The 21,916-nt window shown below is 64.6% G+C and carries 20 protein-coding genes; 13 read left to right on the forward strand and 7 right to left on the reverse strand.

All coding sequences use genetic code 11. From position 1 onward, the window contains the following. The first annotated feature begins 6 nt into the window (after positions 1–6). Entirely contained in the window at positions 7–1,050 is a 1,044-nt protein-coding gene (locus KVT37_RS27635; protein ID WP_217578187.1) for a sulfotransferase, read from the forward strand. A gap of 131 nt (positions 1,051–1,181) precedes the next feature. Further along, positions 1,182–3,734, forward strand: coding sequence for a glycosyltransferase (locus tag KVT37_RS33960; RefSeq protein ID WP_217578188.1), 2,553 nt, complete (start codon positions 1,182–1,184; stop codon positions 3,732–3,734). Positions 3,735–3,747: 13 nt separating this feature from the next. Here the strand turns inward: KVT37_RS33960 and KVT37_RS27645 are convergent, their stop codons facing one another. Further along, the gene (locus KVT37_RS27645; protein WP_217578189.1) at positions 3,748–4,656 is read right to left on the reverse strand and encodes a hydrogen peroxide-inducible genes activator; all 909 of its coding nucleotides are present in this window, start codon (positions 4,654–4,656) and stop codon (positions 3,748–3,750) included. Between the two features lie 164 nt (positions 4,657–4,820). Between KVT37_RS27645 and katG the strand changes: the two genes are divergently transcribed. After that, positions 4,821–7,031, forward strand: a complete 2,211-nt coding sequence (gene katG / locus KVT37_RS27650) for a catalase/peroxidase HPI (protein WP_217578190.1) — start codon at positions 4,821–4,823, stop codon at positions 7,029–7,031. A 70-nt stretch (positions 7,032–7,101) separates the two neighbouring features. Here the strand turns inward: katG and KVT37_RS27655 are convergent, their stop codons facing one another. Continuing rightward, on the reverse strand, positions 7,102–7,779 hold the full coding sequence (locus KVT37_RS27655; protein WP_217578191.1) for an MIP family channel protein: 678 nt from the start codon (positions 7,777–7,779) through the stop codon (positions 7,102–7,104). Positions 7,780–8,109: 330 nt separating this feature from the next. Here KVT37_RS27655 and KVT37_RS27660 point away from each other — a divergent pair, with 330 nt between their 5' ends. The 4 genes from KVT37_RS27660 (at position 8,110) to guaA (ending at position 12,230) form a co-directional block, all read left to right on the forward strand. Then, entirely contained in the window at positions 8,110–9,399 is a 1,290-nt protein-coding gene (locus tag KVT37_RS27660; protein ID WP_217578192.1) for an RsmB/NOP family class I SAM-dependent RNA methyltransferase, read from the forward strand. 94 nt (positions 9,400–9,493) lie between these two features. Next, complete coding sequence (locus KVT37_RS27665) at positions 9,494–9,952, forward strand: PaaI family thioesterase (protein ID WP_217578193.1); 459 nt, start codon at positions 9,494–9,496, stop codon at positions 9,950–9,952. Between the two features lie 4 nt (positions 9,953–9,956). Then, a complete protein-coding gene (locus KVT37_RS27670) occupies positions 9,957–10,595 on the forward strand; it encodes a 5'-methylthioadenosine/S-adenosylhomocysteine nucleosidase (protein ID WP_217578194.1) in 639 nt (212 codons plus the stop codon). A gap of 69 nt (positions 10,596–10,664) precedes the next feature. Next, entirely contained in the window at positions 10,665–12,230 is a 1,566-nt protein-coding gene (gene guaA, locus KVT37_RS27675) for a glutamine-hydrolyzing GMP synthase (RefSeq protein WP_217578195.1), read from the forward strand. Positions 12,231–12,480: 250 nt separating this feature from the next. Here guaA and KVT37_RS27680 read toward each other — a convergent pair whose 3' ends face one another. The 5 genes from KVT37_RS27680 to KVT37_RS27700 are packed head-to-tail and all read right to left on the reverse strand — an operon-like array spanning position 12,481 to position 17,204. Then, positions 12,481–13,761: an FAD-binding oxidoreductase gene (locus KVT37_RS27680; RefSeq protein WP_217578196.1), complete on the reverse strand. Its 1,281-nt coding sequence runs from the start codon at positions 13,759–13,761 to the stop codon at positions 12,481–12,483. Positions 13,762–13,766: 5 nt separating this feature from the next. After that, positions 13,767–14,744: a branched-chain amino acid ABC transporter permease gene (locus KVT37_RS27685; RefSeq protein WP_217578197.1), complete on the reverse strand. Its 978-nt coding sequence runs from the start codon at positions 14,742–14,744 to the stop codon at positions 13,767–13,769. Then, a complete protein-coding gene (locus KVT37_RS27690; protein WP_217578198.1) occupies positions 14,741–15,649 on the reverse strand; it encodes a branched-chain amino acid ABC transporter permease in 909 nt (302 codons plus the stop codon). The genes KVT37_RS27685 and KVT37_RS27690 overlap by 4 nt, the downstream gene beginning before the upstream one ends. Next, positions 15,646–16,407: an ABC transporter ATP-binding protein gene (locus KVT37_RS27695; RefSeq protein WP_217578199.1), complete on the reverse strand. Its 762-nt coding sequence runs from the start codon at positions 16,405–16,407 to the stop codon at positions 15,646–15,648. The genes KVT37_RS27690 and KVT37_RS27695 overlap by 4 nt, the downstream gene beginning before the upstream one ends. Beyond that, positions 16,404–17,204, reverse strand: a complete 801-nt coding sequence (locus KVT37_RS27700; protein WP_217578200.1) for an ABC transporter ATP-binding protein — start codon at positions 17,202–17,204, stop codon at positions 16,404–16,406. The genes KVT37_RS27695 and KVT37_RS27700 overlap by 4 nt, the downstream gene beginning before the upstream one ends. A 160-nt stretch (positions 17,205–17,364) precedes the next feature. On the opposite strand from KVT37_RS27700, the gene KVT37_RS27705 reads away from it, so the two are divergent. The 6 genes from KVT37_RS27705 to KVT37_RS27730 are packed head-to-tail and all read left to right on the forward strand — an operon-like array spanning position 17,365 to position 21,726. Beyond that, on the forward strand, positions 17,365–18,093 hold the full coding sequence (locus tag KVT37_RS27705; RefSeq protein ID WP_217578201.1) for a GntR family transcriptional regulator: 729 nt from the start codon (positions 17,365–17,367) through the stop codon (positions 18,091–18,093). A 1-nt stretch (position 18,094) separates the two neighbouring features. Beyond that, the gene (locus KVT37_RS27710; RefSeq protein WP_217578202.1) at positions 18,095–18,583 is read left to right on the forward strand and encodes a DUF3830 family protein; all 489 of its coding nucleotides are present in this window, start codon (positions 18,095–18,097) and stop codon (positions 18,581–18,583) included. Beyond that, entirely contained in the window at positions 18,584–18,937 is a 354-nt protein-coding gene (locus KVT37_RS27715) for a TIGR04076 family protein (protein WP_217578203.1), read from the forward strand. Then, on the forward strand, positions 18,934–19,989 hold the full coding sequence (locus KVT37_RS27720; RefSeq protein WP_217578204.1) for an aldo/keto reductase: 1,056 nt from the start codon (positions 18,934–18,936) through the stop codon (positions 19,987–19,989). Before KVT37_RS27715 ends, KVT37_RS27720 begins: the two co-directional genes overlap by 4 nt. After that, complete coding sequence (locus tag KVT37_RS27725) at positions 19,986–20,417, forward strand: hypothetical protein (protein ID WP_217578205.1); 432 nt, start codon at positions 19,986–19,988, stop codon at positions 20,415–20,417. Before KVT37_RS27720 ends, KVT37_RS27725 begins: the two co-directional genes overlap by 4 nt. Positions 20,418–20,466: 49 nt before the next feature. Continuing rightward, the gene (locus KVT37_RS27730; protein WP_217578206.1) at positions 20,467–21,726 is read left to right on the forward strand and encodes an ABC transporter substrate-binding protein; all 1,260 of its coding nucleotides are present in this window, start codon (positions 20,467–20,469) and stop codon (positions 21,724–21,726) included. The last annotated feature ends 190 nt before the right edge of the window (positions 21,727–21,916 follow it).

Below are 21,916 nucleotides of genomic sequence, written 5' to 3' on the forward strand. Positions count from 1 at the left end.
CGTGCGATGTCGCAGCCGACCTATATCGGCGCGGCTCATATGCTTCAACAGCCGTTTCCATGCATTAACAAAAGACTGTTTGCCGGATCCTTCGCGGACCTGCGGAGCCCGACGGGCGTCGCTGTCGCCAACCTCACCGTCAGTGCCGGCAAGACGAACAAAACAAATTGTTCAAACGGCCTTTATCTGTCTTGCAGCCTGGGCGGTTTGTCGCGAAGTGGAGAGACTATGAGCGACCAGAGCACCACGCGGGCCGGTTTGCCAACGCGCGGCACCTACGATGGCCGGCGCGTGAACCTGTTTGGCGTCGGCCCGCCCCGCACGGCCACCACCAGCCTCGCCATGATGCTGGCCGCGACGGGAAAGGTCTTTGTTCCGGACGGCAAGGAGGTCAACGGCTTCGGCATCACGCCCGAGCTGACGCAAACGCTCTACGATCTGCGTTTCGCCGAGGCGCGCGAAAAGCATCGCTACATTGCCGACTTCTCACCGGTCTATCTGTCGGATGCTGAGGTGCCCTCGCGCATCAAGTCATACAATCCAGACGCCAGGATCATCGCCACGCTGCGCGAACCCGTAGCGCGCATGCTTTCGCAATACGCCCACATGCGGCAGACGAAAGACCCTTCGCTGGATATCGATCTTCGTCTCGACGTGAACGCTTACATCAGGAAAGGCCTGTCCGATCTGCAGGCCGGCCCCTTGGAGCCCTATCGCTGGTATTCCGCGGCGCTGAACATGACGCACTCCTTCTATGGGCGGAATCTCGAACGCTATTTCGCGTGCTTTTCCCGCAAGCGCATCCTGGTTCTGGTCTATGAGGATTTGCTGCAACCTCGCCGGTTGTGGCGAAGAGACCGATGGGAGAGAGGCCTGCGGTCGTTCCTCGGCGTCGCGATCGGCCGGCGGGTATGGGAAAACCAGGTGGCGGATGAGCCGTTGACGGTCGAGCCGGAGCTCAATGCCGAGCTGAGAGCGCTTTTTGCCCCGGAGGTGAAGGCCGCGGGAAAACTGATCGGACGCGACCTGTCGGCCCTTTGGGGGTATTGAGAGGGTGGCCGCGAGCCGGCCGGAAACCAGTCGGGCGACGGTCAAGCTTGCCTTTGGCGCATCGATATGATCTCAGGTCCGGCTTGCACTGCGGACCGCGAGTCAAAGGCGGACTGGGACCTGGAGTTGGTGTGGCAAGGACCGCGTTTTTCACGATCTCGTCCTGGAATTATCTGCACTATGCGCGCGCGCTTGCCTCGTCCCTGGCCGCATATCATCCGGACGTCGCGCGCATAATCGCCGTCGCCGATACAAGGCGCGACGACCTGACCGGCGGCGATTTCCCCGAATTCGACGAATGCGTCTTCTTCGACGATCTCGACCTGCCGGATCGCCGGGCCTTCAGCTTCCGCTACGATGTCATGGAGTTGAACACGGCGATCAAGCCGACAGTGTTTAGCCGGCTGTTTGCCGAGGGATATGATCGGGTCATCTATCTCGATCCCGATATCATAGCCTACCGCCGGTTCGACGAGCTGTTCGATGTTCTCGACGGCGGCGCGTCGTCGGTTCTCACGCCGCACGCGCTGGCACCGAATTTGCATCCGGACAGCCCGAACGATCTGACGTTCATGCAAGCCGGCGTCTACAATCTGGGCTTCATGGCGCTCGCCAACACGCCCGAGACGCTTCGATTGCTGAAGTGGTGGGAAACACGTCTGCGCACCGAATGCGTCTCCAACCGGGTTGCCGACGGCCTTTTCGTCGACCAGAAATTCGTCGACCTCTGGCCGGCCTATTGCCCGGGAACGGCCATTCTGCGCAATCCGGCCTACAATGTGGCGTATTGGAACCTCGACAGCCGCCCTGTCAGACGGCGCGGCGATGCCTATGAGGTCGACGGCGTGGCGCTCGCTTTTTTCCATTTCAGCGGCGTGGTCCCCGGGGACCGGTCGATCCTGTCGAAACACCAGCGACGGTGGAAACCCGGCAGCACCCCTGAACTGCGGGCTCTTTTCGACGACTATCATGATCGTCTCGAGCAATTCGGGCTGCGGCGGTTCTCGAGCATCCCCTACGGCTTCGGAACCTTCAGCAACGGGACCCGCATTCCGGATGTGGCCAGGCGCCATTTTCGCGAGCGGCTGGAACCCTTTTCCGGCGATCCGTTCGCGGATTTGCCCGCCTATCTCAACCGTCCGGCGCAGCTTGATCCGAATCCCGACGGGGTCGTCACGCGATTTGCCCACGCGCTCTGGATGACACGGTCCGATCTACAGACCCATTTCGACTTGCGGGGAAGCCACTCGCAGCTGAGCTACGTGCAGTGGTTCGCTTCCGGGGGTGCCGAGGAGGCGAAAATCCCCGCGGAATTCATACGGCCTGTCGCCAAAAGAATTTCCGATCTCGGGGCACAGGTCAGGAAACGTTCACGCAGCTCGAAGCTCACGGCCGCCGCCGCGCGGTTCGCCTATCGGCTGCTGATGAAAGTTCAGCCCAACATCAGATGGTTCTACCTGCTGATCCCGCCGGCGCGGCGAAAGCGTTTTCTGGATGCCTTGTTCAGGAGCGCCTGGCCCGCCGCCTATGGCGGCGGATCGTTGCCGCTCAGTCATGGCGTCTCGCTCATCGGCTATCCGTTCGCCGAGATCGGCGTTGGCGAGGCCATGCGCTCGCTTGCCCGCTCGATCGAGAGCGCCGACGTCAGCTATGAAGTCGTGAACTTCGACGAGCAGGTGCGTTCCTCGCAGAAGGATCGCGCGCTCGAGGAGCGGCTCACCGAGACGCCGTCGAAAACGGTCAACATCTTTTGCGTCAATGCCGATATGCTGGGGTCGACGGTTCGCGGCGTGGGCAGCGCCGCGCTCCATAACCGCTACAACATCCTGCGTCCGTTCTGGGAACTGCCGCGCATCCATCCGCAATGGATCGACGGCCTCAGGCAGGTCGACGAAATCTGGGCGCCGACGGCCTTCGTGCGGGATGCGTTTGCCGCCGAGACCGATCGTCCGGTGATCCATATGCCGGTGTCGATTTCGGTGCCGTCCGACGTGCAGCCGAACAGGCGCCGCTTCGGCATTCCGAATGAAGCGACCGCTTTTCTGTTCGCGTTCGACTTTTCTTCCTACCCGACCCGCAAGAACCCTCAGGCCGTTTTGGAAGCCTATCTGCGCGCGTTCGGGCAGGACAGGAAGCGCAACGTTTCCCTCCTCATCAAGACGATGGGCCGAAGCGCCGATAAGGTCGAGGTGCTGAATTCCGTGCGGCGCCTGGCGCGGGACGACCGCAGGATCGTCCTGATCGACGATGTCCTGAGCCGGGCCGACATGCACGGCCTCACCGCGTCTTGCGACGTCTTCATCTCCTTGCACCGTTCGGAAGGCTTCGGCCTGGGCATCGCCGAAGCAATGGCCTTGGGCAAGGCGGTCATCGCCACGGATTTCTCGGGCAGCAGGGATTTCGTGAGCGGCGCAACCGGCTTTCCCGTCCCCTACAGGCTGATCGACGTCGAACCGGATCAATATCCGTATTTCGTCGAGGGACAGAAATGGGCCGAACCCGACATCGACGCGGCCGCGCGCATCATGGCCTCGCTTGCCGACGACCGCGACATGGCAAGGGCCGTGGGCAGCGCGGCGAAGTCGTTCATCGAGAATTTTCACAGCCCGCAGGCCGTAGGCCGGATCGCGGACACCAGGCTGAAACAGATCTATGGGCACCGCAATGCGCTGATCGGGCGGTGAGAGCTGCTGTGCCTCACACCCCCAGCACCGCCCCATCCAACCCCCGTATAATCCGCGCCAGCTCCACGCATTCGTCCTGACGCGCCTTGTTGCGGCGCCAGGCCATGCAGATCAGGCGTTGCGGCATCGGTTCCTGGAACGGCACGATTCTCAGGTCCGGCATCACGCCGGCGGCACTTGCCGCCATCTCCGGCACCAGCGTCACGCCCAGCCCATGCGCCACCATCTGCAAGAGCGTCGTCAGGCTGGTCGCGCCGTAGCTTGCCATCGCCACCGGCCGCACATTGCCGCAGACGGCGAGCGCCTGTTCGCGCAGGCAATGGCCTTCCTCCAGCAGCATCAGCCGCTCCAGCGCCGGGCTTTCCGGCGGCACGGGCGGCGAGGCGAAGGCCGGGTCGCCCGACGGCACGGCCAGGAAGAAGCGGTCGGGGAACAGCTCTTGCGCGACGAGGCCCGGATGCTCGAGCGGCAGCGCGGCGATAAACGCGTCGAGCCGGCCGGAGGCCGTGTCCTCGACCAGCGATGCGGTCACTGCCTCGCGCAGTTCGAGCTGCAGGGCGGGGTACCGTTTCTTCAGCTCCGGCAGCACATGCGGCAGGAGATAGGGCGCCACCGTCGGGATGATGCCCAGGCGGAAGCGGCCCTCCATGGCGGGGCGGCCGCGCCGCGCCGTCGTTTCGACGTCACGGATATCGGCGAGGATGCGCTCGATGCGCGGCTGCAAGGCATGCGCTTCGTCGGTCATCCGCACCGTCTTGCCGCCACGTTCGAACAGACGACAGTTCAGTCGTTCCTCCATCTCGGCGATCTGCAAGGACAGTGCCGGCTGGCTGACGCCGGCAAGCCTTGCGGCGCGGCCGAAATGCAGCGTCTGCGCCAGCGCGTCGAAATAGAGCATTTGGCGAACGGTGAGACCAATCATAAGCAAAAATTATCAAAACAAACAGGAAAGGCAATTTGTGTTTATCGGCTAGCCGGCCTAGTCTGGAATCATTCCAGATTGGTGTGGCCTGCTGGCCGCCCCGGAATTCCCGGCAAAAAATCAAACCCCGGCAAGATCGAACCTCGGCAGATTTGGAGACGAAGATGGACGCGAAAACCGACGACAACAGCGCTGGCAAATGCCCGGTCGCGCATGGACATGGCGGCAGGACCAACAAGGACTGGTGGCCGAACCAGCTCGACATTTCCGTTCTGCACCAGCAGTCGAACCTCTCGGACCCGATGGGCGAGGATTTCGACTACGCCAAGGAATTCGCCAGCCTCGACCTCGATGCGGTGGTCAAGGACCTGCATAAGGTGATGACGGATTCGCAGGATTGGTGGCCGGCCGACTTCGGCCATTACGGGCCGCTCTTCATCCGCATGGCCTGGCACAGCGCCGGCACCTATCGCATTGGCGATGGCCGCGGCGGCGCCGGCGCCGGTCAGCAGCGTTTCGCGCCGCTGAACAGCTGGCCGGACAACGCCAACCTCGACAAGGCGCGCCGGCTGCTCTGGCCGGTGAAGCAGAAATACGGCCGAAGGATTTCCTGGGCCGACCTTCTGATCCTCACCGGCAACGTCGCGCTGGAATCGATGGGCTTCAAGACATTCGGTTTTGCCGGCGGCCGCGCCGACGTCTGGGAGCCGGAGCAGGACGTCAACTGGGGTTCCGAAACCAAATGGCTCGCCGACGAGCGCTATTCGGGCGATCGCGAACTGAGCGGCCACCTCGGCGCCGTGCAGATGGGCCTCATCTACGTCAATCCGGAAGGCCCGAACGGCAAGCCGGACCCGATCGCCGCCGCGCGCGACATCCGCGAGACCTTCGGCCGCATGGCGATGAATGACGAGGAGACCGTGGCGCTGATCGCCGGCGGCCACACCTTCGGCAAGACGCATGGCGCTGGTGACGCCTCGCTGGTCGGCGCCGAGCCGGAAGGCGCCGGCATCGAGGCGCAGGGTCTCGGCTGGTCGAGCAAATACGCCTCCGGCATTGCCGGCGACGCCATCACTTCAGGTCTTGAGGTGATCTGGACGACGACGCCGACCAAATGGAGCAACAATTTCTTCGACAACCTGTTCAATTACGAGTGGGAACTGACGAAGAGCCCGGCCGGCGCCCATCAGTGGACGCCGAAGGGCGGCGCCGGCGCAGGCACTGTGCCGGACGCGCACAATGCCTCCAAGCGTCACGCGCCGGCCATGCTCACCACCGACCTCGCGCTGCGCTTCGATCCGGCCTACGAAAAGATCTCGCGCCGTTTCCATGAGCACCCGGCTGAGTTCGCCGACGCCTTCGCCCGCGCCTGGTTCAAGCTCACCCACCGCGACATGGGCCCGGTCGTGCGCTATCTCGGCCCGCTCGTGCCGAAGGAAGAGCTGATCTGGCAGGACCCGATTCCGGCCATCGACCATGAGCTGGTGAGCGATGCCGACATTGCTTCGCTGAAGGCCAAGATCCTGGCTTCCGGTCTCTCGGTCTCCGAGCTGGTCTCGACCGCCTGGGCTTCGGCCTCGACCTTCCGCGGTTCGGACAAGCGTGGCGGCGCCAATGGCGGCCGCATCCGTCTCAGCCCCCAGAAGGACTGGGAGATCAACCAGCCGGCTCAGCTCGCCAAGGTGCTGGCCAAGCTCGAAGCCGTCCAGAAGGAGTTCAACACGGCGCAGAGCGGCGACAAGAAGGTCTCGCTCGCCGATCTCATCGTGCTTGGTGGCGTCGCTGCGATCGAGAAGGCGGCAAAGGACGGCGGCAATGAGGTGAAGGTGCCTTTCACGCCTGGCCGCATGGACGCCTCCGAGCAGCAGACGGATGTCGCCTCCTTCGCTGCACTCGAGCCGAAAGTCGATGGCTTCCGCAATTACAGCAAAGGCAAGCTGCCGATGTCGGTCGAAGCAATGCTGGTCGACCGTGCTCAGCTCCTGACGCTGACGGCGCCAGAAATGACCGTGCTGGTCGGCGGTCTGCGGGTACTCGGCGCCAATGCCGGCGGCTCGAAGCACGGCGTCTTCACCGACAAGCCGGGCACGCTGACCAACGACTTCTTCGTCAATCTGCTCTCGATGGCGACCGTCTGGGATCCGGCGGCCGGCTCCGAGCCGGGGTCGGACGAGGTCTACGAGGCGCGCGACCGCAAGACGAAGCAAGTGAAGTGGACCGGCACCCGCGCCGACCTGATCTTCGGTTCGCACGCCCAGCTGCGCGCGCTCTCCGAGGTCTATGGCTCGGGCGACGCCAAGGCGAAGTTCGTCAAGGATTTCGTCAAGGCCTGGACCAAGGTGATGAACGCCGACCGCTTCGACATCGCGAAATAAGATCGTACCTCCCAAGGAAAAAGGCGCGGGCCATGCCCGCGCCTTTTTTGTTTCAGTCCTTGGAGACCGATCAGTCTTTTTCGAAGATGCCCGCCTTGGCGACGACGCCGGCAATCGCCCCGCCGATCAGCGGCGCCACGATGAACAGCCAGAGCTGGCTGAGCGCGGCGCCGCCCGAAAACAGCGCCGGGCCGATCGAGCGCGCCGGATTGACCGAGGTGCCGGTCACCGGGATCATGGCGAAGTGGATGCCCGCCAGCGTCAGGCCGATGACCAGGCCGGCAAAGGCGGTGGTGTGCTTGGCGTTGGTCACGCCGAGGATCACGGTGACGAAGGTGAAGGTGCCGATCAGCTCCCACAGGAAGGCCGAGCTCGTGCCCCATTTCGCCTCGTCCCAGCCATTGGCGCCGAAGCCGCCGGTGTGGCCGCCGACCTGGCCGGAGACGATGATCCACAGCGCCAGCGAAGCGATGATGGCGCCGATGATCTGCGCGATCCAGTAAGGGACGACATCTTTGGCCGGCATCCGTCCCGCCAGGAACACGCCAAGGGTGACTGCCGGATTGAGATGCGCGCCCGAGATCGGGCCGATCGCATAGGCCGCGGCGATCAGGCCGATGCCGAACGCCAGGCCGATGCCTTCCTGTCCGAGCGGCAGCGCGCCGCCGAAACCGCCCGTGACCACGGAGGCCGTACCGATGAACACCAACAAGAACGTGCCGAGAACTTCTGCCAGATAAGTCTTCATTGCCCTCTCCTCATAGGATCCGCCAGATCGCGCTCGCCGCGCCGCGAATCACTGCCGCAAGAGTATTCCTGCCCGCAAAACTTGGAAAGCTGAGAGGTTAAGTCGACAGGCTTGCTTGTGTATGCCAGTCAAAGACATTAGAAACCTTTCATATTCTGGCCGACTGTTCTTGTTTTCCCGCGGTGCCGCTCGCAATGGAAAAACCGTTTGGGAAAACGGCATGACGCTGAAACGTCGTTTCACCGGCAAGCCGAACAGAACTGTTTCAATCCTGGCCTGAAAGGCTTTAAGAGCGGCTGGAAGCGATTTGTAGGAGCGGCGGAAAACCGGATGCGATTGGGCGGAAGGCTGGCGGCGGCCATAGAGGTTCTGGAAGACATCGGCCGTCGGCATCGGCCGGTGGCCGATGCCTTGCGCGACTGGGGGCTGTCGCATCGCTTTGCCGGCGGCGGCGACCGCGCGGCGATCGGCAACATCGTCTACGACGCGCTGCGCCGCAAACGCTCGGCCGGCTGGCTGTTCGGCGAGGACACGCCGCGCGCCACCGGCTTCGGCGCCCTGTTGCTCGAATGGGGGCAGACGGCGCAGTCGCTCAACGATGCGCTCGACGGCGACAAATTCGCGCCGCCGCTGCTCAGCGCCGCCGAGTTGAAGGCGACGGCCGAGCGTCGGCTTGCCGATGCGCCCGAGGCCGTGCGGGCGGATGTCCCGGACTGGTGCGCGCCGCTGCTCGAGCAGGCCTATGGCGACGCCTGGGTCGCGGAGGGCGCGGCATTGGCTGAGCGCCCGCCGCTGGATCTCAGGGTCAACACGCTCCAGGCGGATCGCGCCAAGGTGCTGGCCGAGCTCGAGGGCACTGGCGCGGCGCCGGCGGCAATCGCGCCGCACGGCATCCGCATCCCACCGATCGACGGCGACGGCCGCCATCCCAATGTGCAAGCCGAGCCCGCCTTCCAGAAAGGCTGGTTCGAAGTGCAGGACGAGGGCTCGCAGCTTGCCGCCGCGCTTGCCGGTGCCGCGCCTGGCATGCAGGTGCTCGACTATTGCGCCGGCGCCGGCGGCAAGACGCTGGCGCTGTCGGCCGAGATGGGCAATACGGGCCAGCTCTTCGCCCATGATGCGGAAAAGGTGCGGCTGGCGCCGATCTTCGAGCGCATCCGCCGCTCGCACAACCGCAATATCCAGGTCGTCAGCAAGCCCGCGGAGCTTGCGCCGCTCAGCCACCATATGGATCTCGTGCTGATCGACGCGCCCTGCACCGGCAGCGGCACCTGGCGGCGGCGGCCCGACGCCAAATGGCGGCTGACCGAGCGGCAGCTCGATGCCCGCAAGGGGGAACAGCAGGCCATCCTCGATACGGCGCAGGCTTACGTCAAACCGGGCGGCCTGCTGGTCTACATCACCTGTTCGGTGTTCGACGCCGAAAACGGCGAGCAGGTCGCGGCGTTCCGCGAGCGTCACAAGGAGTTTGCGCCGGTCGACCACCGCCGGCTTTGGGACAGCCACTTCCCTGGCCGTGAGGCAGCAGCGCGCATTGCCGGCACCGGCGGTATCTCGCTGTCGCCGGCGCTGAGCGGCACCGACGGGTTCTATCTCCATGCCTTGCGCAGGGCCGCTTGAGGGCAGACGTCCTTTGCTGCGCTGCAACATAAAAGATTGCCTGTCCCGCCTGGCTCTGCAATAAGCTTCGCCAGCAAAACGTGAGGCGAAGACCATGGCTGCCAAGATCGTACCCGCTCCCGACTTCGAGGAACGCGTCAGGACGTCTTTTGCGCGGCAAAAAGCCATGGCCAGCATCGGCGCCGAGCTGACGCTGGTGACGCCCGGCATCATCGAGATCGAGATGCCATACTCGGCCTCGCTCACCCAGCAGCATGGTTTCCTGCATGCCGGCGTCATTTCGACCGCTTTGGACTCCGCCTGCGGCTACGCGGCCTTTTCGCTGATGCCGCAGAATTCCAGCGTGCTGACCATCGAATTCAAGGTCAACCTGCTGGCGCCGGGCAGGGGCGAGCGCTTCCTGTTCCGCGGCTCGGTGACCAAGCCCGGCCGCACCATCATCGTCGCCGACGGCCAGGCTTACGCCTTTGCTGCCGATGGCGAGGCCAAACTCATCGCCACCATGACCGGCACGATGATGACGGTGGTCGGCCGCGACGGGATCGAGGGGTGATCCGATGCGTAATGCTGTTCGGATCGGCGGAAAATCCGTCCTCTTCGTCATGGCGGTCGAGGCCGAATACGGCCCGCACCTGAAGAACCTGTTCACGCCGCTGATGACCGGCGTCGGTCCGGTCGAGGCCGGTGTCAGGCTCGGCGCCGAGCTCGCGGCGTTGAAGGCCGAAGGGGCGCTTCCCGACCTCATCGTTTCGCTGGGCTCGGCCGGCAGCCGCAAGCTGGAGCAGGCTGAAATCTACCAGGCTGTGTCGGTGAGCTATCGCGACATCGACGCTTCGCCGCTCGGCTTCGAGAAGGGGGCGACGCCGTTCCTCGACCTGCCGGTGGCAGTGCCGCTGCCCTTCGTCATTCCAGGCATCAAGACCGCCGCGCTCTCGACCGGCGGCGCGATCATTTCCGGCGCCGCCTATGACGCGATCGATGCGGAGATGGTCGATATGGAGACCTTCGCTTGCCTGCGCGCCTGCCAGCTCTTCGGCGTGCCGCTGATCGGCTTGCGCGGCATTTCCGATGGCGCCGCCGATCTGCGCCACGTCGACGACTGGAAAGAGTACCTGCATGTCATCGACGAGAAGCTGGCCGCGGCGATCGGCTTGCTGGAGCAGGCGATCGCTTCCGGCGCGATCAGGCTTGCATAGGCGAAAAGGACGGAAAGCCGCAGCGCTGAACCCATTGCGCCGACTCGTTTCTTTCTCTAAAGGCTCGCCATGACGACGACAGCCAATCACTCCGATACCGTTCTGATTGTCGATTTCGGCAGCCAGTTCACGCAGCTCATCGCCCGCCGCATCCGCGAGGCCGGCGTCTTTTCCGAGATCGTGCCGTTCCAATCGGCCGAAGCGGCCTTCAAGCGCATCAATCCGAAAGCGGTGATCCTGTCGGGCGGCCCGGCCTCGACCACCGACATCGGCAGCCCGCGCGCGCCACAGATCGTCTTTGACGCCGGCGTGCCGGTGCTCGGCATCTGCTACGGCCAGATGGCGCTCTGCGTGCAGATGGGCGGCGTCGCCGAAAGCTCCAACCATCGCGAGTTCGGCCGCGCCTTTGTCGAGATCGAGAAGGAAAGCCCGCTGTTCGAAGGCCTGTGGGCACCCGGCCAGCGCCATCAGGTATGGATGAGCCACGGCGACCGCGTCATCGAACTGCCCCCGGGCTTCAAGGTGCTCGGCAAGTCGGAAAGCTCGCCCTTCGCCATCTTCGGCGATATCGAGCGCAAGATGTACGGCATCATGTTCCACCCTGAAGTGGTGCATACGCCGGATGGCGCCAGGCTGCTCAGGAACTTCGTCCACAACATCGCCGGCATCGAGGGCGACTGGACGATGCGCGCCTATCGCGAGCACGCGGTCGAGACGATCCGCAAGCAGGTCGGCAAAGGCAAGGTGATCTGCGCGCTGTCGGGCGGTGTCGACTCTTCAGTCGCCGCACTGCTGATCCATGAGGCGGTCGGCGACCAGCTGACCTGCATCCTCGTCGACCACGGCCTGATGCGCAAGGACGAGGCCAAGAGCGTGGTGGAGATGTTCCGCCAGCACTACAACCTGCCGCTGATCCTGGTCGACGCGTCCGACCGCTTCATCTCGGCGCTGGAAGGCGAGGCCGATCCGGAGAAGAAGCGCAAGACCATCGGCCGCCTGTTCATCGAAGTGTTCGAGGAAGAGGCGAAGAAACTCGGCGGCGCCGATTTCTTGGCGCAGGGCACGCTTTATCCTGACGTCATCGAAAGCGTCTCCTTCTCCGGCGGTCCCTCGGTGACGATCAAGTCGCACCACAATGTCGGCGGCCTGCCCGAGCGCATGAACATGAAGCTGGTCGAGCCGCTGCGTGAATTGTTCAAGGACGAGGTGAGGGCGCTGGGCAAGGAACTCGGCCTGCCCGAGAGCTTCATCGGCCGCCATCCCTTCCCGGGTCCCGGCCTTGCCATTCGCTGCCCGGGCGGGATCACGCGCGAGAAGCTCGAGATCCTGCGCGAGGCCGACGCCATCTATCTCGACGAGATCCGCAAGGCCGGCCTCTACGACGCCATCTGGCAAGCCTTCGCGGTGCTGCTTCCGGTGCAGACGGTCGGCGTCATGGGCGACGGCCGCACCTATGAATTCGTCTGCGCGCTCCGTGCCGTCACCTCGGTCGACGGCATGACGGCCGACTTCTACCACTACGACATGAACTTCCTCGCCGCCGCAGCCACCCGCATCATCAACGAGGTCAAAGGCATCAACCGCGTCGTCTATGATGTGACGTCGAAGCCGCCGGGGACCATTGAGTGGGAGTGAGGGCAAGCGGCGGCAATAGCGTAGTTTCGGCGGCGATTTGCGCCGCCCTATGAATTGCCTTCGTGTTCATATCCAACTCCTACTCGACCGGCTCCACCAACTTGGACCGGTTTCGGCCTGCCCGTCGCTGCGAACCGATCTCCCTCCTTCGAGATATCGAAGAACACCCGCCTTCCACCCGTCGAAATGAGGGCGATGGTTTGAATTTGGCTGTCAAACACAATCCAGAGTCTTTTAGTCGGACCCTGTCCTAATCGGTCCGATCGAGCAGCATGCTCCAAGGCAGCAGCATATTGGGCGCGTAGCGCAGCACGCCGTGAAACGGGATCGGCGCCGGCGGCGCGAATGGCAGCGGCAGGTCGCGCCCTTCTGTCCCGGCCGCCCAGTCGGCCAGCACCTTGCCCGTGGCCGTGGTCATGGCGATGCCGCGCCCGTTGCAGGCGCGGGCCGCCATCAGACCCGGGCCGAGGTCGATCAGATGCGGCAGGAAATCCGGCTCGACGGCGGCGATCCCCGACCAGCCATATTCGAGCGGCGGCAGGTCGGGCAGCTCCAGGCGCTTCGCCAGCCGCCGCCAGATTGTCCGCGGCACGCGCCTGTCGGCGCCGGCGCTTATCACATGCATACCGCCGCTGATCAGCCGGTTCCGGGCATCGAAGCGGAAGGTGATGAGATTGCGTCTGGTGTCGGAGAAACCCTGGCCTCCAGGCAGCAGGCGCTGGCGCGCATTCGACGGCAGCGGCGCCGTCGCGATCTGAAAAATCTTCAGCGGAAAATAGGTGCGCTGCAGTGTCGGGTTGAGCGCCCCGCCATAGGCGTTGGTGGCGATCAGCACCTTGCCGGCGCGCAGCGAACCCGACGGAGTCGTCAACGTCCAGCCGTCGGAGAAATGGTCGATCGACGTGACGCGCGTGTGCTCGCAAATCCGCGCACCGGCGTTTGCGGCGGCATCGGCCAGTCCGCGCGCGAATGCGACTGGATTGAGCACGCCGCCTGAGCGGTCCATCCAGCCGCCGGCATAGTCGCGCGCGCCGGTCAGCGCCTCGGTCTGCTGGCTGTCCAGCATCACCGCCGGCCTGCCGCGTTCCGCCCATTGCCTGGCGCGGGATCGGATTCTTTCCAGAGCAGCCGACGAGTGCGCCGCTTGTATCCAGCCGTTCTGGACGGCGTCGCAGGCGATGCCATGCCGCTCGATCAGGTTGAAGACGAGGTCGGCGCTGCCTGCGGCGACCCCAATCAGCCGCTCGCCGCGCTCCGCACCGAGATGCGCCACTATGGCGTCCGGATCCATTTTGGCGAAGTTTGGCACGACGAAGCCTGCGTTGCGGCCGGTCGCCCCCCAGGCGATGATTTCGGCTTCGAGGACAGCCACCGAAAGGCCTTTGCCGGCGGCATGCAGCGCGGTCGAAAGGCCGGTAAAGCCGCCGCCGACGATGGCAAGGTCGACATCGAGCCTGCCCTCCAGCGCTGGCCGGGGATGACCATCGCGGCTGACCGCGTGCCACAGCGAAAGCGCTTCCTGCCGCGCCATTGGGTTCAGGGCCCGCTCTCGCCGGCGGTGGCCTTCACCCGCTTGCCGAAGCGCATGCGCCGCGGCCGTTCACCGAACAGGCCGTTCGGCCGGACGAGGAGGATGACGCACAGCATCACGCCGATGGCGACGATTTGCAGTGAAGCGGCTCGCGCCTGTTGTTCCGGCGTGAAGAGCACGCTTGTGAGCGCGCCCGAGCCCGCCCATATCGCCCAGACCATCACGCTGCCCGCAACAGCGCCGGCGTTGCTCCCGGAGCCGCCGACGATCAGCATCACCCAGACCTGGAAGGTGAGGATCGACAGGTAGTTGTCGGGTGCGATGAAGCCGATGAAATGCGCCTGCAGCGCGCCGGCAAGCGCCATGATCGCGCCGCCGACGGCAAAGGCCTGGACACGATAGAAGCGCGCGCTCTTGCCGAGCGAAATCGCGGCGCGTTCGTCTTCGCGCAGGGCTTTCAGGACGCGGCCCCACGGACTGCGTGTCAGATGCTCTAGCGCCAGATATGCGCAGAGCGTCACTGCCGAGACGATGGCCAGGTTGGACAGGTTGAAGAGCAGCGGCGTTTCGGCGAGGTCGCCGAAGGGTCGCGGGATGAAACCGATGCCGAACGGGCCGCCCGTGAGCTTCTGCGCGTTGAGCGCGACCAGCTGCACGACGACCGCAACACCGAAAGTAGTGATTGCCAGATAGTCCGATCTGAGCCGCAAGGTGGCGATGCCGGTCAGCGCGGCGGCAACCCCGCCAACAAACATCGCCCCCAGCCAGCCGATGAGGATCGGCAGGCCGAAGCCGCCCAGCCGGGCGGGGTCGTCAGGGGTGGTGAGCAGCGCCGAGGTGTAGGCTCCGATGGCGACGAAACCGGCGAGGCCGACATTGAACAGACCGGTCAGCCCCCATTGCAGGTTGAGGCCCAGCGTGACCAGCGAGAAGATCAATGCCGTCGTCAGGAAGAAGGCGCCGTAGCCCACCAGATCGATCATCTTTCACGCACCCCGAAGAGCCCGATGGGGCGCACGATCAGCACTGCCATCAGGATGATGAAGGAGACCCCGGCGCGCCATTCAGCGCCGATAAGCTGTACGGCCGCGGCCTCGGCGAGGCCGATGATCAGGCCACCCAGCACCGCGCCCGGAATGCTGCCGATGCCACCCAGTATGGCGGCGGCGAACATAGGCAACAGCATGTCGAAACCCATCAGTGGACGGATCTGAACCAGCACGCCGATCATCACGCCGGCGACGCAGGCCAGTGCTGCGCCGATGACCCAGGTGACGCGCACGACGCTGGCGACGTCGATGCCGGCGATGCGGGCAAGCGCCGGGTTCTGGCTCATCGCCTGCATGGAGCGGCCGGTCTGGGTGCGTGTCGCCACAAGATGCACGCCCAGCACCAGCGCCGCGGTCAGAAGCAGGAGCGCGATCTGATCGGGTGTGATGCGGATGCCGAAGCCGACCGGCATTGCGATCTGGATCGCGCGGCTGAAATAGGTCGGGCGCGAGGTGAAGATGAATTCGAGCAGGCTTCTGAGAGCCATCGAGGCGCCGAAGCTGCCCATCACCACGATGATCGCCTGCTCCTGCTTGCGCAGTCGCGAAAACAGCACCTTGTCGAGCAGCAGCGCAAGCAGGGCCGTAAACGCCACGCCGACGACCAGCGCGACGATGAGCGGCCAGCCGAAGGACAAAGGCGCGATCGGCGCCACCTTGCCGAACATGGTGGCAATGGCGCCGACGACGGCCAAGGTCGCGTAGGTGCCCCAGGCCATGAAATCGCCATGGGCGAAGTTCGAGAAGCGCAGGATGGAATAGGTCAGCGTCACGCCGATGGCGCCAAGCCCGATCATCGAGCCGGTGAGCAGCCCGTCGACGACGAATTGCAGGTTCATGCCGCACCTCCCGTCTGCCGTGCGCTGTCCTTATGCAGCGGCCGCTGGCCGAGATAGAGCTCTGCGACGACCGGGTCGTCCCATAACGTCGAGGCGACCCCCTCGTGCCGCTCCTTGCCCTCGACCAGCACGTATGCGCGATCGCCGATGGCGAGCGCTGCCTTGGCGTTCTGCTCGACCAGCAGGATGGTGACGCCGGACTTGCGGATGGCCGAAAGCATCTCGAACACCATCGACACGAATTTCGGCGACAGTCCGGCAGAGGGCTCGTCGAGCACCAGCACCTTCGGATGGACGATCAGCGCCCGTGCCACCGCGAGCATCTGCCGCTGCCCGCCCGAGAGGTTGCCGGCAAGGGTCCGCCGCTGGCGCAAAAGGTCGGGAAAGGCCGCGTACATTTCTTCGATGCGAGCAGGCGCCTGGCGCCGTTCGAAAATGCCGCAGGCGACCTTCAGATTGTCCTCGACCGTCATCCGTGGAAAGACGTTTTCGGTCTGCGGCACAAAGGCAAGGCCGAGGCGGACCATGGTGTGTGCGGGCGCCGCGGTGATGTCCTTGCCATCGAGCAGCACCTTGCCCCGGCTGATCGGGACAAGGCCGGCGATGGCCTTGATCAGGCTCGATTTGCCGGCGCCGTTAGGGCCGAGTACGACGACGATCTCGCCCTTGTTGACGGTGATCGAGGCGCCGCGCACGATCGGCACGCCAGGCTCGTAGCCGGCCTCGAGATCGCTGACGTCAAGCACGGCTTCGCTCATGCCGCGCCCCCGAGATAGGCCTCGATGACGCGCGGGTCGCGCGCCACCTCGTCGGCGGTGCCCTCGCACAAGAGCTCGCCGCTCGCCATCACCAGCACGCGGTGGCAAAGCCGTGTCACCATGTCGATGTTGTGCTCGATCAACAGGAAGGTGATGCCGCTCTCGTTGATGTCGCGGATGCGGTCGATGATGACCTCGAGCAGGGTGGCGTTGACGCCGGCCGCCGGCTCGTCGAGCAAGATGATCGCCGGATCGGCCATCATCACGCGGGCGAGCTCGAGCAGCTTGCGCTGGCCGCCGGAAAGTACCCGCGCCGGCTCGTGCGCCAGGCGGGTCAGCGAGACGAGCTCCAGCAACTCGGCGGCTTTCTTGGCGGCGGCTTTCTCTTCGGCGGCGACCCGCCACGGCGTGAGGAAATTGGCAAGCAGCCGTTCGCCGGTCTGTCCTTGCGCGGCAAGCATGACGTTCTCGATCAGCGTCAGGTTGGGAAGCGGCCGTGGGATCTGGAACGTGCGGCCGAGGCCACGTCCGATGCGGCGGTGCGCGGCCTCGCCGGAAACGGGCACACCACCCAGATAGATCTCGCCGCCGGATGGCAGGATGCTGCCGGCCAGAAGGTCGAACATCGTCGTCTTGCCCGCGCCGTTCGGACCGATCAGGCCGAGGATCTCGCCAGGGCGGACGTCGAACGAGACATCGTTCACGGCAACGAGCCCGCCGAAGCGCCTGACAACGTTTCTTGCCGCCAGCACCGGCTGCTGGGTCTCAGCCCCATGCCGTTTCACCGTCTCTCCCATCAATCCCTCGGGCCGGAAGCGTTTATCGTTTCTTGATTTTTTTGATATGTGATCACACTTGCTTTGATCACGCTAATCAGCTTTAATTTTCTCCGCAAGCCGAAAACAGGCAGGTCCGCCAAAAAGGGCCGCCAGAAAAATGGGCTGGAGTCGGGAGCACATGCACAAGGCAGCCGTGGAGCGGAACAATGACGTTTTCGCCGCGCAGCTCGCGCCTGTCGGCCGCGAGACCGTTCAGGACCGCGTCTATTCGGAGCTGCGCCGCGCTCTGATTGGCGGCCTGTTCGAGCCAAGCCAGGTGCTGACCATTCGCGGCCTCGCCGACGCGCTGGTCACCTCGACAATGCCGGTGCGCGAGGCGCTCGGACGGCTGATCACGGAAAAGGCGCTGGAAGCATTGCCCAATCGCTCGGTGCGCGTGCCGCCGATCACGCTGGAACGCATCGACGATCTTTTGCGCGCCCGCATCCTGATCGAGGGCGAGGCGATCTCGCTCGCCGCAACGCGCATGGGGCCGCGTGGAATTGCGACCGTCGAGGCCTTGCTGCGCGAATGGGACGAGGTCCGGGCACTGAAGCACAAGAAGGATGTCGACCGCGAAGTGACGCTAAACCAGAGCTTTCACTTCGAAATCTATCGGTCCTGCGGCTCGGCGGTGCTCATCCCGATGATAGAAAGCCTGTGGCTGCAATCGGGGCCCTGCATCCGCGTCGCCATCTACGCCTTTTCCGAAGCCGGCGAGGTGGACACTGCGCATTACCATCGCAGCATCGTGGCTGCGCTCGCGGCGCAGAATGCACAGGCCGCGCGCGAGGCATTGGTGGCCGACATCAGCCGCCCCTTTGCCTTCCTTCGCGACAAGCTGCAATCCAAGGCTCGAACGGAGTGAGATGACAAAGCGCGCCATAAAAATCACCGAGCCGCGTTCAGGCCTGTCGGCGACGGCGCTGCTGTTGCCGGAAAAGGCGCCGGCCAATACTGCCTTTCTCTGGAGCTATCTGGAGGGGCCGCGCGTGGTCGCCGGCATCCACGCGATGTGGACCGGTCCTGAAATCTCCTGTCCGGTGCCGCCGTCGCATCTGGAGGGCCAGCCCTACGCCCGGCCGTTGCCGGCCGAGAATGCGACGCTGACACCTCAGCCCGGCGACATCGTGCTCTCCTATGTGCCGCCGCGCATGTGGGGCGGCAATCCGAACGCGATCTTCGATATCGGCCTGTTCTACGGGCAGGGCGCGCGGCTCTTGTTCCCGATCGGCTGGCTCGCCGGAAGCGTCGCAGCGCAGGTGCTGCCCGAGCAGCGGGAGCAGTTCGCCGCCGCCTGCGGCGTCATCCGCCGCAACGGCGCGTGCGACATCTCCTTCAGCCTGGTGGAGGCCTGAATGGCTGACGACAGTTTCGAGCTCTTCGATCTTCGCGTCGAAGCGGTCATTCCCGAGGGCAAGCCGATCTATTGCGGCGCCAAGGCCGGCGACTATTTCGAGCTCAAGGGCGAGATGCTGTCGCTGCCGGCGGGGCAGGGTTTTTCGATCTATTCCATCGCCGCGGTGCTGCCGCTGCTGGCAGCCAAGCAGCGGCCGACGCACGCCAATGACTGGATGACGTCGGACGCCGAGATCGCCTGTCCCGATCCGAACTGCGCCAGCCGGCTCAGGATCGTCAGGCTGGCCAAGCGGCGGTTCAGCCATGCCGAAACGACGGCGGTGCCGCTGCCGGGGGAGACGGAGCACAAATGACCGCCAGGACCTTCGAACTCGCCACCGGCTACACGATCTCGCGCGTCATTCGCGGCGGCTGGCAGCTGGCCGGCGGTCATGGCGCGATAGACCGTGAGCAGGCGGTGGCCGACCTGATCGCCACTTTCGACGCCGGCATCTTCACCTATGACTGCGCCGACATCTACACCGGCGTCGAGGAACTGATCGGCGCCGCGCGGCTGCAGCTCGCCAACGAGCGCGGCCTCGATGTCGCCGCCAGGATGAAGGTGCACACCAAGCTGGTGCCCGACCTCGAACGGCTGGCCGGCATCAGCCGCGACTATATCAGGCGCATCGTCGACCAGTCGCTGCGCAGGCTGAAGACCGAGCGCATCGACCTCGTGCAGTTCCACTGGTGGGATTATGCGCAGCCTCGCTATGTCGAGGCGATGGGATGGCTCGACGAGCTGCGCCGCGAGGGCAAGGTGCGCAATCTCGGCACCACCAATTTCGACACGCCGCGGCTCGCCGAAATTCTCGCGGCAGGCATTCCGCTGGTCAGTCAGCAACTGCAATATTCCGTGCTCGATCAACGGCCGGCGGGCAGCCTTGCGGCCCTTGCCGCCAGGAACGGCGTCAGCTTCCTCTGCTACGGTTCCGTTGCCGGCGGCTTCCTCAGCGATCGATGGCTCGGCGCTGCCGAACCGGCGACGCCGCTCGAAAACCGCTCGCTGGTCAAATACAAGCTGATCATCGACGACTTCGGCGGCTGGGACCTGTTCCAGCAATTGCTGCGGGCATTGAAGACGGTCGGCGATCGCCACGGCGTCGACATCGCCACCATCGCCAGCGCCTGGGTGCTGGAACAGCCGCATGTCGCGGCCGTCATCGTCGGCGCCCGCAACCAGGCGCATGCGCTTGCCAATGCGGCAATCATGGACGTGCAACTGAGCCTTGACGACAAGGCGGCGATCGGCGCCGTGATCGCGCGGAGCCCCGGTCTACAAGGCGACGTCTACACGCTTGAGCGTGACCGCCATGGCCGCCACGGCTCTATCATGCACTACAATCTGAATGCGGGGCGGGTATGAGCGCCATGGACACCTCGCTGTTCTCACGCGCCAGCGCCGAGATCGTCGATCTGCACCGTTTCTTCGTCGACTGGTTCGTCGCCGCGCGCGCCGACGCGGTCGACTTCGGCCGCTTCGAAGCCGCCATGGGCGAAGGCTTGACCATGATCGCGCCGAGCGGCGCGGTCCTCGGTCGCGATGCCGTCGTCGACCATGTCAGGCAAAGCCGTGCCACCTGCGATGACGGCTTTTCCATCACGATCGAGGACATCAGGCCCGGCTGGCAAACCGACGATACCATCGTCGTCCTTTATGTCGAGGCGCAGCTGCGCGGCGGCAAGCGCAGCCGCCGCCAGTCGAGCGCCGTCTTCACCACCAGTTCATCGGCGCCCAACGGCGTCGAATGGCGGCATCTGCATGAGACCTGGCTGCAGGTGCCGGAACGCTGAACAGGCTCAAGAGATCAAAGCAAAGTCGAGTAACTCAAGGGGAACAACAATGAGAAACACGATACTGAAATTCACCACCGCGCTCGCTCTCGTCACGTTGGCAGGGGCGGCTCAAGCCGCCGATTGCAAGATCACCGTCGGCCTCGTCATGGAACTGACCGGCCCGGCCGGCGAATATGGCCAGGCCGGCGCCAAGTCGGTCGAGATGGCCTTCCGCGATATCAATGCCGCGGGCGGCGTACGCGGCTGCGATCTCGCGACCGACACGCGCGACAGCCAGAGCCAGGGCAATGTCGCGGTCGACGCCGCGACCCAGCTCGTCCAGGTCAAGAAGGTGCCGGTGATCATCGGTGGCATCATCTCTTCGGTGTCGATCCCGATCCTCACCTCGGTGACCGCACCGGCCAAGATCGTCCAGGTGTCGCCCGCGTCCTCTTCGCCGACGCTGACCGCGCTCGGCCGCGACGGCAAGACCAACGGCATTTTCTTCCGCACCATCACCTCGGATGCGCTGCAGGGCGTGGCCGCCGCCAAATACGCCATCGACAAGGGCTTCAAGAAGCTGTCGATCATCCACGTCAACAACGACTTCGGCGTCAACATGGTGGCGGAATTCTCGCGCGCCTATAAGGCGCTCGGCGGCACCATCGTCTCCGACACGCCCTACAACGAGAAGCAGTCGAGTTATGCCTCGGAAGTGACGGCGGCGATGGCCGGTGAACCGGACGGGCTGTATCTCGTCAGCACGCCGGTCGACGGCGCCACCGTCGCCCGCACCTGGATCTCGCAAGGCGGCGTGCAGAAGTTCCTTCTCAATGACGGCATGAACAGCCCCGACTTCATCGATTCCGTCGGCGCCGACTATCTCAAGGATGCCTACGGCACGTCCTCCGGCACCAGCCCGACCGCTTCGACCGATTATTTCAACAAGAACTACAAGGAATTCTCCGGCATCGAGCCATCGAACCCGGCCGCCGATCGTTCGTATGACGCCGGGGCCATTGTCGGCCTTGCCATCGCCATCGCCGGCTCCGACGACCCGGCCAAGATCAAGGACGCCATGTACAAGGCGGTCGATCCGGCAGGCACACCGATCTATGCCGGCAAGGAGGAGTTCGCCAAGGCGCTCGGCCTGATCAAGGACGGCAAGCCGATACGCTACGAAGGCGTCATCGGTCCGGTCGCCTTCGACAAATATGGCGATATCACCGGCCCGTTCCGGCTGTGGAAGATCGTCGACGGCAAAGTGACGACCGACGGCGAGATGACGACAGACGACGTCAACGCGTTGCAGGCGAAATTGCAGTAGCGCCCGAACGACTTTGTCCGGCGGCGCTCCATCTCATTGTCGCGGATCGGGCGCCGCCATTGTCGGCCACGACTTCGGGGCGGAGGTCGCCTATGCGATCGCCGCCCAATGGCGCGATCTGGTTTCGAGGCTCGTCATCGTCGACATTGGTTCCCTTTACTCTCCTGCCGATGTCTGGCCATCGGATCCT

This window comes from Mesorhizobium sp. GbtcB19, from assembly GCF_019091085.1.
Classification (GTDB): Bacteria; Pseudomonadota; Alphaproteobacteria; order Rhizobiales; family Rhizobiaceae; genus Mesorhizobium.

Excerpts from the sequence above, each read along its gene's own strand:
- KVT37_RS27635 (WP_217578187.1), top strand. The coding sequence starts at position 7 with ATGTCGCAGCCGACCTATATCGGCGCGGCTCATATGCTTCAACAGCCG.
- KVT37_RS27645 (WP_217578189.1), bottom strand. The coding sequence starts at position 4,656 with ATGATTGGTCTCACCGTTCGCCAAATGCTCTATTTCGACGCGCTGGCG.
- katG (WP_217578190.1), top strand. The coding sequence starts at position 4,821 with ATGGACGCGAAAACCGACGACAACAGCGCTGGCAAATGCCCGGTCGCG.
- KVT37_RS27655 (WP_217578191.1), bottom strand. The coding sequence starts at position 7,779 with ATGAAGACTTATCTGGCAGAAGTTCTCGGCACGTTCTTGTTGGTGTTC.
- KVT37_RS27660 (WP_217578192.1), top strand. The coding sequence starts at position 8,110 with ATGCGATTGGGCGGAAGGCTGGCGGCGGCCATAGAGGTTCTGGAAGAC.
- KVT37_RS27665 (WP_217578193.1), top strand. The coding sequence starts at position 9,494 with ATGGCTGCCAAGATCGTACCCGCTCCCGACTTCGAGGAACGCGTCAGG.
- KVT37_RS27670 (WP_217578194.1), top strand. The coding sequence starts at position 9,957 with ATGCGTAATGCTGTTCGGATCGGCGGAAAATCCGTCCTCTTCGTCATG.
- guaA (WP_217578195.1), top strand. The coding sequence starts at position 10,665 with ATGACGACGACAGCCAATCACTCCGATACCGTTCTGATTGTCGATTTC.
- KVT37_RS27680 (WP_217578196.1), bottom strand. The coding sequence starts at position 13,761 with ATGGCGCGGCAGGAAGCGCTTTCGCTGTGGCACGCGGTCAGCCGCGAT.
- KVT37_RS27685 (WP_217578197.1), bottom strand. The coding sequence starts at position 14,744 with ATGATCGATCTGGTGGGCTACGGCGCCTTCTTCCTGACGACGGCATTG.
- KVT37_RS27690 (WP_217578198.1), bottom strand. The coding sequence starts at position 15,649 with ATGAACCTGCAATTCGTCGTCGACGGGCTGCTCACCGGCTCGATGATC.
- KVT37_RS27695 (WP_217578199.1), bottom strand. The coding sequence starts at position 16,407 with ATGAGCGAAGCCGTGCTTGACGTCAGCGATCTCGAGGCCGGCTACGAG.
- KVT37_RS27700 (WP_217578200.1), bottom strand. The coding sequence starts at position 17,204 with ATGGGAGAGACGGTGAAACGGCATGGGGCTGAGACCCAGCAGCCGGTG.
- KVT37_RS27705 (WP_217578201.1), top strand. The coding sequence starts at position 17,365 with ATGCACAAGGCAGCCGTGGAGCGGAACAATGACGTTTTCGCCGCGCAG.
- KVT37_RS27710 (WP_217578202.1), top strand. The coding sequence starts at position 18,095 with ATGACAAAGCGCGCCATAAAAATCACCGAGCCGCGTTCAGGCCTGTCG.
- KVT37_RS27715 (WP_217578203.1), top strand. The coding sequence starts at position 18,584 with ATGGCTGACGACAGTTTCGAGCTCTTCGATCTTCGCGTCGAAGCGGTC.
- KVT37_RS27720 (WP_217578204.1), top strand. The coding sequence starts at position 18,934 with ATGACCGCCAGGACCTTCGAACTCGCCACCGGCTACACGATCTCGCGC.
- KVT37_RS27725 (WP_217578205.1), top strand. The coding sequence starts at position 19,986 with ATGAGCGCCATGGACACCTCGCTGTTCTCACGCGCCAGCGCCGAGATC.
- KVT37_RS27730 (WP_217578206.1), top strand. The coding sequence starts at position 20,467 with ATGAGAAACACGATACTGAAATTCACCACCGCGCTCGCTCTCGTCACG.